The sequence below is a fragment of the Enterococcus sp. 3C7_DIV0644 genome, assembly GCF_002141235.1.
GTDB classification, from domain to species: Bacteria; Bacillota; Bacilli; order Lactobacillales; family Enterococcaceae; genus Enterococcus_D; species Enterococcus_D entomosocium.
Map to the genome: position 1 here is coordinate 405651 of NZ_NGLK01000001.1, position 10994 is coordinate 416644.

10 protein-coding genes are annotated in these 10994 nt (G+C 42.2%); 1 reads left to right on the plus strand and 9 read right to left on the minus strand.

Annotated features, from left to right (window positions below; genetic code table 11):
- Positions 1-5: 5 nt before the first annotated feature.
- From A5877_RS01960 to A5877_RS02005, 9 genes are all read right to left on the minus strand, one after another.
- Positions 6-500, minus strand: coding sequence for a mannose/fructose/sorbose PTS transporter subunit IIB (locus tag A5877_RS01960; RefSeq protein WP_026008065.1), 495 nt, complete (start codon positions 498-500; stop codon positions 6-8).
- 229 nt (positions 501-729) lie between these two features.
- Positions 730-3504: a sigma-54-dependent transcriptional regulator gene (locus A5877_RS01970; protein WP_086317409.1), complete on the minus strand. Its 2775-nt coding sequence runs from the start codon at positions 3502-3504 to the stop codon at positions 730-732.
- A 230-nt stretch (positions 3505-3734) separates the two neighbouring features.
- The gene (locus A5877_RS01975; RefSeq protein WP_034872572.1) at positions 3735-4268 is read right to left on the minus strand and encodes a GNAT family N-acetyltransferase; all 534 of its coding nucleotides are present in this window, start codon (positions 4266-4268) and stop codon (positions 3735-3737) included.
- A 97-nt stretch (positions 4269-4365) separates the two neighbouring features.
- Positions 4366-5274: a diacylglycerol kinase family protein gene (locus A5877_RS01980; protein WP_061054266.1), complete on the minus strand. Its 909-nt coding sequence runs from the start codon at positions 5272-5274 to the stop codon at positions 4366-4368.
- Between the two features lie 146 nt (positions 5275-5420).
- Positions 5421-6212 (minus strand): phosphonate ABC transporter, permease protein PhnE, encoded by a 792-nt coding sequence (gene phnE, locus A5877_RS01985; RefSeq protein ID WP_008378503.1) that lies wholly within the window; start codon positions 6210-6212, stop codon positions 5421-5423.
- A complete protein-coding gene (gene phnE, locus A5877_RS01990; RefSeq protein ID WP_005235330.1) occupies positions 6209-6991 on the minus strand; it encodes a phosphonate ABC transporter, permease protein PhnE in 783 nt (260 codons plus the stop codon). The genes phnE (A5877_RS01985) and phnE (A5877_RS01990) overlap by 4 nt, the downstream gene beginning before the upstream one ends.
- Positions 6988-7776, minus strand: coding sequence for a phosphonate ABC transporter ATP-binding protein (phnC, locus tag A5877_RS01995; RefSeq protein ID WP_005235328.1), 789 nt, complete (start codon positions 7774-7776; stop codon positions 6988-6990). The genes phnE (A5877_RS01990) and phnC overlap by 4 nt, the downstream gene beginning before the upstream one ends.
- Positions 7777-7871: 95 nt before the next feature.
- Positions 7872-8807, minus strand: coding sequence for a phosphate/phosphite/phosphonate ABC transporter substrate-binding protein (gene phnD / locus A5877_RS02000; protein WP_005235326.1), 936 nt, complete (start codon positions 8805-8807; stop codon positions 7872-7874).
- Positions 8808-9270: 463 nt separating this feature from the next.
- Entirely contained in the window at positions 9271-9735 is a 465-nt protein-coding gene (locus tag A5877_RS02005; protein WP_005235322.1) for a GNAT family N-acetyltransferase, read from the minus strand.
- A 739-nt stretch (positions 9736-10474) separates the two neighbouring features.
- Here A5877_RS02005 and A5877_RS02010 point away from each other — a divergent pair.
- Positions 10475-10663: a hypothetical protein gene (locus tag A5877_RS02010; RefSeq protein WP_086316231.1), complete on the plus strand. Its 189-nt coding sequence runs from the start codon at positions 10475-10477 to the stop codon at positions 10661-10663.
- Positions 10664-10994: the final 331 nt, after the last annotated feature.

Sequence of the window (10994 nt, forward strand, 5' to 3'; positions counted from 1 at the left end):
AAAAACTAAGGGTGACTACCTTCTTTTTCCAAAATATCCTTCAAAAAGATTTTACGATCAGCTGGAACTTTGCGTATCTCCACTTCAATGCCTTGGTTTTGCAAGTAAAGCAATGAAGCAAGATCTTGATCATTGACTGACACGAAATTAGTGATCATTCGTTTTCCCATTGAAAAACTCATACCGCCGATATTGACGGAACGAATGTCAATGCCTCCTTTAACCAGAGTCACGACATCTTGAGGGTTGGTAAATAATAACATGACTTTTTGCGTATTAAATAATGTGTTATGCGCCACCTCAAGCATTTTCGCTACTGTCACCACATTGGATTTGATCCCTGGTGGAGCAGCTTCTTTCAAGAGAAACTTTCGTAATTGGTCATTTGCGACTTCATCACTGACCACGATGATTCGATTGATACCAGTCATTTTCGACCAAGCTGTGGCGACCTGACCATGAATCAACCGATCGTCGATTCGGGCAAGACGTATATCCATTCCCATTGTGCAAGCCTCCTACATCCATCGATCCGCTTTTCATATTGAGGATCTGTTCTTTTTTCAATCACCTCCTGTATCCACTTATATAGAAGCAAGAAGCGTGCCAAGTTTTTCCGATACACTATTCTTGAAAAAACCTTAAGAATCAGCATTCAGATAATACACTAAAAAAGATACACTAAAAAATACTGTATCTTTTTTAGTGTATCTGTATTATTTGTAAGAATTAAAAATACATTTCTTTTTCGTGATGGTTTTTGATCAGCTCTAGCAGATAGTACTCTTCAGTCTTAGGCACTTCGATATTCATCAAGCGTGAAAACGATTGGACATGCACATGCAATTGGCCATAAAGCGGATTCTCCTCCATCGCTGCTAAATCAATTTCAGAAACAGTCAATGACTGCCGCAGTAAGATCCGCTCCAGCATACCTGCGCCATGCATCACAAAATTGATCTGAAAGCCTTGCTGCGCCCCTACCAAATCCAAATCGTGAATGATCTCTTCGCCAAATTTCCACAACGGCTCTACTACTTTTTTCGCATTGATATAGGTAAAGTTTTCCTCTAAATACCGGACACAGATTTCTTTCGCCTGCCGATCATCTAGCTGTACTTCATCTTCAAAACTCAAATCATTCTCTAATAGGATATCATCCAACAGTAGATCAACATCTTGATCAATAAAACGTTCTAATGAAATAAACGGTGCGTCGATATGGGGATCGATGATCCCTGTTGCGGCAATCAGACGGTAGCGCTGTTGAATCTGATCCAAGTCCGTCCTCAGATCCGCCACCGATAACGTCACCACTTCGACATTTTGGTTTTGACGTTTTGACAATGAGCTTTGGATCAATTCTTTGATGCGCTGCGCCGTTCCCTTTCCCGAAGCGCAGACCGCTAGAATCGCTTTAGGATGGTGGTTTTGTGTCACTGGTTCTTCCACAGTGACCGCTCCATACCCGCGGAACTTCCGTAATGAATCATAGAGCTGATCGAGGTCCGTGCCGATCACTGACGCTTTACGGACCGTCTCTAGGACGATGGAGGTGGTCACCATATCGATTGTTCGAACAGCCACACCCGTTTCTCGTTGGATTTCATTATTAAAGGTCGCTAAGGACCCCATATCGACTAAGAGGATCACCCCACTGCCATCATTGACTGCCCGTACACTATCCACGATTTTTTTCAACGCCACAGCCGGGGGCATATCTAACGGCATGTCCACCGCTGTCACTTGATCGACTTCCAGCAATTGTTTGACCACTTGTACCATGCTACTGGCTGTGCTGTTGCCGTGGGCTGCAACGACGACGCCGATTTTCCCAGAGGAATGAGAGGTTCTAAGAGAAACCAGAAGAACCGCTAAATAATAAGATTCGCTGTCAGGAATCGCCACTTGGAAACTATCACCAATAAAATCGCGGACTTCTTTGGCGACTTCAAACTCTTGAGGATAATCAGCTACCATCTGACGAATATTGTCATTGGTTTGTCGTTCTTCTCCCAAATGGATTTTTTTCAAAAACGAGCTGATGTGTAAGCTCATGGCATAGATGAAATTTTGCTGAAAATCATAATTTAAGCGTTGTCGAACCAGCTCATAGATTTGATTTGTTACACTGATCACTTTCTGATCGACAAATTCACTTAGTTTATTGACCGAGTTAAAGGAAAACCCGTGATCTTTATAAAAAGACTTTAAGTGAACATTGATATCTGTTGAGATAAAATGATTGATCGCTTCTTGATCTAACCCATCTGCTTTTAGCAGAGCAGCCTTGTCGCCGATAATATCGTAAAGATTATAAGGCAATTCATAGGAATCTGATTGAATATTGTTTAAGTTTTGATTCGGTTGAATGCTAATCTTCGGTTCAAGGATCTTAGAAAGCTCTGCCAGCTCATTGCGGCGATTCCCCAAAACGATCAATCCTGAACGAATCCCTTCTGGCAAATCGATCAAATCGATTTCAATCTCATCTTGTTGCATATGATTCAAAAAGCCCCGTGCACAGACTAGCTGGACATTGGATTTCAATTGACCGATATTCCCAAAACTGACACTGCCGATCAACGCTTTGACCACATCTTCTGTCAAGGAGATCGTCCGCTGAATACGGGTCGCCTCTTGCCCGACTAATACCCGAACGAGATCGACTTTTTCTGATGCGGGTCGTTTCTCAAAAAAGGGCAGTTGAATATTGATGGGAATGCGTCGGGTAAAGGTATCTAATAGCGTTGAGTTAGGGTCTTCGGTAGTAGCACCAACGATTCGGACATTCGCTTGATGATTTTTGCCCGTCTCTCCTAGACGACTAAAGGTACCATGATCCATAAAGTAAAAAATCATTTCTTGCCCTTCTGGCGGCAATCGATGGATCTCATCGAGAAACAACATACTCTCATCCGCTTGATCAATAATACCAATCTTCTCTTGATCGGCACCCGTAAATGCCCCCCGTACATAACCAAACAAATGGCTCATCAGAAGCTCTGGGTTATTTGCATAGTCCGCACAGTTAAAGACGATCAATTCTTTGTCATCGGCAATTACTTGATTGCTTTTGGCAAACTGGAACATCGCATGGGCAAAGTACGTTTTCCCAGAACCAGTAGGCCCTGTGATCAAGCAGTTTAGCCCTTTCGGCGGATACAAGATCGCTGCTTTCGCCTGCTCAACAGCGTTTTTCATACTTCCGTTGGCACCGATGATCGTCGCAAAAATATCTCGGTCAGAGGGTTTTCCTTGTACTCGTTGAGGGAAGGCTTTTTCTCTTTGCGGGCGACTTTCTTTGTAGCTTGGGACATACTTTTCCTTACTGCTGGGATCGACCCCTGCCGCCCAATAACGAACAGGCCGCGAGTCGCTTTTTTCGACGCGCCCTTCTTTGACAAGCTTATTTAAATCCTTACTGGCATTACTGCGCTGAATGGCTAAATGATCGGCAACTTCTGAAGTAGACAACCCCTTCTTTTCCCCTAAGCCGCTCATCGTATTTTCGACGATATATTGATAAATCCGTTCGATTCGCTTGCCCAACAGCTTCGCCTCCTTGTTTTTTCCACTTGAATACTTTACTCATTTTTCTATAAAAAAGCAACTTTTTTTCCACACAGAAAAAGCAAAATACTTTGTTCGAAAGAACAATAGAACGTCCTTTCACATGCTACTCTCAGCATAAAGCATTTTGCCAAAAAAAGATATTCAAAAGTCAGGATGTGTTAGGCTTTTTCATTGGGAATGAACGTTGGCACCTGATCAGGAAACCATTGCAGTTCTTTTTGCATCCAAATCACATCGTGCCATTGATTGAACTTATAGCCGACATGCGAAAAATCAGCAACTTTCCGATACCCAAGCTTCTCATGAAAAGCCTCACTTTGTTGATTGCCTCCTGTAATACACGCAGTCAGATTGACCACGTTTTGCGCTTTTAGTTTTTCTTCAAGCCCTTGATAAAGAGCGGTGCCGAGCCCTTTTGCTTTGGCATCCGGCGCTAAATAAACGGTTACTTCAACGGTCCAATCATACGCCGCCCGTTCTTTATAAGCTGACGCATAGGCATAACCGACAATTCCACTAGCCTCTTCTGCAACGAGATACGGGTAGCGTTTCAAGGTCTTGGCGATGCGTTCCGCGAATTCTTGAACCGATGGCACCTCCGTTTCAAAGGTAATCGGTGTATTTTCTACATAATAAGCATAGATTGCTGTCAAGGCTTGCGCATCTGCAATCGTGGCAGAACGTATCGTCATAGAACCCCTTCTTTCAGTAAATTTTTTTCCCAGTATACTCTTTCTGAATAAAAAAAACAATCCGCTTTTGACGGATCGTTTCCTAGTTATGAATGATTTAGCGGGCTTTTTCAACTCCGCAATACACGGTAAGATGTTGCGGCAGCACCGCTACTGTGATTGGCAATTCAGGTCCTGGATCACCATCGACATTCGTTTCGATCGTTGCCCCATCCGTCAAACGAATCGTTGCTTTATCAAAAGTTTGATAACCAAGAACATCATTTGATTCCGTAACTCCTTTGAGAAGCTCAGGCACGCTTTTGACAGTTTCCCAAAGATTCGTATCCTTTAAGTAGATCAGATGTAATTTGCCGTCATCGGTACTCGCTTTAGGCAAAAGAGATTCGAAACCGCCGATCGTATTGGATGAACCAACGATCATCGTACTGCTTTCCACAGCGATCGTCGTTTTTTCGCCATTATTTTCGGCGGTCACTTCAAACGGATGACTTTCATTTTTCCGCACTTCCCGTAGACCAGAAACAAAATAGGCCATTTTTCCCAGCTTGGTTTTTTCTTCAACTTCCACATTGTTGATCGCCGCTGGAATCATACCAATCGCCACTACATTGGTAAAATAGTCTTGATTAACCTGCCCAATATCGATTTTGCGGGTGTGATCCACTGCAAATGATTCGATGGCTTCCTTGGGATCTAGTGGAATCGCTAATGCTCTGGCTAAATCATTTACTGTGCCCAGCGGGAAGAAACCGAAATTTGGTCGTTTGTCATGAGGGGCTAAGCCATTGACCGCTTCATTGACGGTACCATCACCGCCCATTGCGAAGACACTGTCAAATTCTGCTGCTGCCTCAGAGGCAAAACGTGTAGCATCTCCTTCTTTTTCGGTATGTTTGACAACGACTTCTGAAAAAACTTCCCGCAGCTTTTCTTCTGCCATCTCCTCAAATTCTTTCGCTTGTTCCCCACCAGAACTTGGATTGACGATCAATAATGCTTTCATAAAACAGCCTCCTTGTTTGGGTTCATTTTCTATGAATCCAGTATAACAAGTTTCACGAAACCTGTCTTAAACGACATCCGCCTATCCGCTGCAAAAAAACACAGCCTATGCAGACTGTGTTTTTTTCGAGTACGCACTTCCTTTTATTAAACCAATCGTTTACGCAAGCGCCCAGAGATAAAATCAATGATCGTGACCGTCACAACGATCCCTAATAAAATGATTCCTACACGGCTCCATGATCGCGCATTGATGGCAAAGATCATCGGCGTACCGATCCCACCTGCCCCTACGATCCCTAAGATCGAAGCTGAACGGACAGCCAGTTCAAAACGATACAAGGTAAAAGAAAGAAATTCTGGAATCAGTTGTGGCAATGTCGCAAAGCCTAACACATCCCAACGATTTCCTCCCGCACTAACGACCGATTCTGAAGGACCGTGATCCATGTTCTCGATCGCTTCGCTATAGAGTTTCGCCAACATCCCAATGGAATGGACACTAACTGCCAAAACACCAGCAAAGGATCCGGGACCCACTGTTTTGATGAACATGATCGCTAAGACGATTTCTGGAAACGTTCGAATCGCCGTCAGCACGATTTTACCGAAACCTGATAGCCAGCGAGGGCTGTTTTTGCTGCGCGCCGCCCAAAAGGCAAAAGGAATACTTAATATTGAGGATAAAAACGTACCTACAAAGGCGATCGCAACGGTTTCGATCATCAAACTGATCAAATCTTCGCCATCACCGGTATAAACATAGCCCCAATCAGGATGGATCAAGCCATAAAAGATTGAGCCGACAATTTGACCGACATTTTCTTTAACACCCGCAAAAGGCACGCCAGCAAAAGCCCAAATATAAAGGAGGATAACGACTACTGCGATCAGCCAATTCCGTATTTTTTTCTTTTTCGGTTCTGCTGGCAACATCATAACAATCGCTCCCTTAATCTATTACTGATGGTATCAATCACCAAAACAACTGCAAAAATCACTAAGACGATAATCGACGTCTGGTCATATCGAAATTGGCTTAAAGATCGTTGTAAGAAAACACCGATTCCGCCTGCGCCGATATACCCAAGAATCGTCGATGCCCGCACATTGATCTCAAAGGCATAAAGCAAGTAACTAAGAAAATGGCTCATGACTTGCGGTACGACTGCATAGCGGATGATGTCAAACTTCGATCCTCCAGAAGCCGTGATTGCTTCGATCGGACCTTCATCAATCGTTTCAATCGATTCATAAAACAATTTGGTGATCATCCCAAAAGAAAACACAGAGATGGAGATCACCCCGGCAACGGGACCGATTCCGACAATGGCAACAAATAAAGCCGCCAGCATCAAATCAGGTACTGTCCGAATGATATTTAAAACAAAACGGAAACAACCGCTGATCCAATGATTCGTCATGATATTTCGTGCTGCTAAAAGTGAAAACGGAAAAGCCGCCAGTGCACCAAAGGTCGTGCCGATGATCGCCATTTGGATCGTTTGTAAAATCGGCTCTACAATGATTTTGGCATATGCCCAATCAGGATGAGCCATCTTTTGTAAAATGACATTCATTTGACTGCTATTGCTAAAGAACCGTGCCAAATCAACGCCTGAAATAGAGCCGCTAACGAACAATACCACTAAAAAAATGACGAGCCAAAGAACATTTTTCCATAGTCCGCTGCGTTTCGGCAACGTATTTGTCGTCATTGTCCTGCCCCTTCCTGCTCTTCTATGATCTCGCTGCCATAAATCTGTTTCAATCGCTGATCGGTCGCTTCACTGACAGGGCCATCAAAAACCAAGCCTCCGTCTCGCAACCCGATGATCCGCGTGCCGTACTCTCTTGCCAATTGGACAGAATGCAAATTGACTACGATGGTAATCCCCAGATCTTGATTGATCCGTTTTAAGTCATTCATGACTTTTTCAGTGGTTAAAGGATCTAAGGAAGCAACCGGTTCATCCGCTAAAATAATCTTCGGCTCTTGCGTCAAAGCACGGGCAATCGAAACCCGCTGCTGCTGACCGCCAGACAATTCATCGGCTCGAGTATAGACTTTTTCTGCTAAATTGACCCGCTGCAGCGATTGATAAGCCAGCTCTTTATCCGCTTGCGGGAACAAACCAAGCAACATTTTGATCGTTGGGTGATAAGCTACTCGCCCAGTTAAGACATTTCGCAAGACACTCGAACGTTTCACCAAATTAAAGCTTTGGAAAATCATGCCAATGTCTCGACGAATCAAGCGTAGCTCTCTTCCTTTTGCTTTTGTGATCGACTTGCTATCGATTAAAATCTCGCCACTCGTGATCTCGTGCAGTCGATTGATGGAGCGCAGCATCGTTGATTTTCCTGCTCCTGATAAACCCACTACGATGACAAATTCCCCTTTTTTGATATCGATGTTTAAGTCCTTCAAACCTAATACCCCATTTGGGTATTGCTTGGTCACATTCTGAAATGAAATAATCGTTTCGTTCTCTAGAGCCATGATTCTCCTACTTTCTTTCCATTAGGTAAAAATTGCTTTCCATTCGAAAAGGGTACCTCAACTACCGGTACCCTCCCGATCTATTCATCTATTAGTTATTGTCCGACTTGTTCCGCATACTCTCTTACGATGTCGAAATTGCTGTCTTGTGAAACAACGTATCCTTCATGAGAGTAAATATCAGAGATGATTTGTTTTCCTTCTTCATCTTTACCGATCGCGATAAAGGCATCTTGGATTTTTTTGTCCCACTCTTCACTCATGTCGCTGCGGACACTGATCGTATCGTTCGGGATCGGTTCGGTAAAGTACATTGGTTCTACCTCATCCATGATTTCTGGGTAATCATTTTTGACCGTGTTGCGGGCATCTTCAAAAACGAACGCTGCGTCAACGTCGCCATTCAAGACAGATAAGACCGCTTGGTCATGGCCTTTGACTTGAACAGTCGTCACATCCGTATTGATATCGATGCCTGCTTTTTTCATTTCTGCTACTGGCCAAACATAACCGGCAGAAGAAGTAACATCTTGCGTGGCAATCGTTTTGCCTTTTAAATCTTCCAACTCTTTGATATCGCTGCCGCTTTTTACGACGATCATTGAACGATAGCTATCAACCAATTCATCCGTTGATTCCCCACCAGGCTGCTTGATGCCATAACGCTGTGCTTGTAATAGCACCTTAACATTGCTTTGTTCATTTGCTAAAACATAGGCATTCGGCGGTAAAAAGCCGACATCTACTTGTTTCGAAGCCATTGCTTCGACGATTGTATTGTAGTCAGTGGAAACACTCACAGTGACTGGAATCCCCAATTCATCACTTAATAATTGCTCAAGTGGTTTTGCTTTTGCTTCTAATGTTTCTGCTGCTTGTGATGGAACAAATTGAACGGTCAACTTTTCTGGTACATATCCTGCTTCTTCAGCCGCCGAGTCAGTACTTGCTCCACCTGAGCCACATGCCGCCAGCGTAACTGCTGCCACCAAACCTAAACCAAACATTGCCGTTTTCTTCCAAACTTTCATCACTTTTTCTCCTTTTCATTAAAAAAATCGAACTCACGGAATTCCGAACTTTCCTTTTTGATTATAAAAAATCAACGAACCAAAAACAATCTTTTTCGAATTACTAACGTTTTCTTTTTTGATAATGTTCGTGTTTTTACCAAAATCATTCGTGAGCACATTCTCAATAATCAACGTTTTTCGAAAGTTTCTTTCCATTTGTTCTACTTCCTCAGAGTATCAAATGAATATAAGGTTTGTGTTGTCAACGTGTAAAGATTTCGTTAATCGCAAAAGGAACTTTGTGAACAACAAAGCATGGATATACTCGTAATTCTTACCCTAAGTGCACAAAATTTCTTGAAAAATCTAGCCAGAAAATGACGGCACACTTTTTGGACCGGAAAAACACCAATAAAAAAAGCAGAGAATCCCCTTAAGAACCTCTGCCTTTGACCTCATTTTTTACTGTAGAAAGAGTCATTTACCCTTGATCCGTTGGCAGCTGCAACAAGAGTACATGCTCGTTATCAATCATTTCACCTGTCAAGACAAAGCCGTTTCGTTCGTAAAGCTTTGTTGCGATCTCGTTGCCATCTACAGCGGAGATCCTTAATTCTTGCGCTTGGATATGGGTTTTGAACCAATCTAACCCAGCAAGAAACGCCTGACTGCCTAACCCTTGATTTTGGAATTTTTCTGCGATCATAAACCGCTCGATCCACCACGAAGCTTTTGGATAATCCTCATCCGCTTCGTAAAAACTAAATAAGAGAAAGCCGACCATATCCTCACCATTGTAGAGGGCAAATGCCTGACGTGGTTCCTCATAGATCGCCTCTAACATTGAGTACCAATTGGGCGCAACAAAATCTTCTTGCTCCTTCGTTGTCTTCAAATTCATGCACGCACGATAGTTTTCCTTCGTGATTTCTTTTAATTGAATCATTGCTTCACTCCTTATCTAAGCTATTATAAATAACTATTTCGTTAAAACGGTTTCATTGGTGTATAAAAAAACACCCAGGTTACTTTTACGTAATCTGGATGTCATTTTCTTATGCTTCTTGCGCTACTGGATAAACAGATACTATCAAATTGTCTATCTTCAATAATCATCCACAATATTCAAATGTTGATCTAATAGGATTTCAATTAATCCCATACCTTCTACTATTCTCAACAAAAATCGAAAAGTATGGTCAAAGTATGGTCATTTAATGATAGTCTAACTTATCCCCCTTCCGTCGTCAATACAATTTGATGGCGGTTTTTTTCAAATAAAACGCTCAAAACTATTGACTCACATCTATATCCGATATATAATATAGATATAGAAAGGAGTTGAAATTTTTGAGGAAACAACGAAGGGAAAAAGAAAAGCTTGAAAAGCAAGAGCAACTAACAATCAAAATTGGCTTAGTACTAGCGATACTAGCCATAATTGAAAAGTTACTCGAACTGCTAATCAAACTTCTCGACAACTAGGGATAGGGCGAAAGCCCTCCCTTCCCTTTGATTATATCATAATGAAAGGAATGAATCGAATGTCCAAGAATTTAAAAAGAAGGAAAGTTTTAAATTTTGCCTTATTGATACTTATGGTTTTAATCGCCATCTCTAGCGTAATAAAACTTATTCAACTTGTATTGAAGCTTATTCAACATTTTTAGGAAGGAGTGCATACGGTGGCCGAAAAGAAAACGTCTGATGCTCAACTAAAGGCATCGAGAAAGTGGCAAGAAAAGAATAAAGAACAAATGAAACACGTCCGTAATCGCTCTGGTGCCAAGGGATATATCAAAAATGCCTCTCTTGAGGAATTGGAAGAATTAGAACAATTGATCGAAGAACGCAAAAAAGCCCTATCCAATTAAGGACAGGGCTTTTTTTGTAAAGAAGGTTAAAAAATGATACACAGTTTTAACTGATCCGAGTAAGTTAATACTATACCCCGGATTCTGTTTGTGCAAATAAAATGCCCGCTTCTTGGGGAGAAGTGGGCAAACAGAACTTTGAAAAAGATATTTTATAGGATAATTTAATTTTATATTGGGTACTGATACTTGTCAATAATTTGTATCCAAAAAGAAACCGAGGACGATATTCTGAGCAATCGTGTCGTTGAGTGCTGATCAATGGTAAGATTGAAAAGAAGAGTACTAGGCACACTTCCCCAAGCTTCCCCCGCCTAGTACTCTTCTTTTC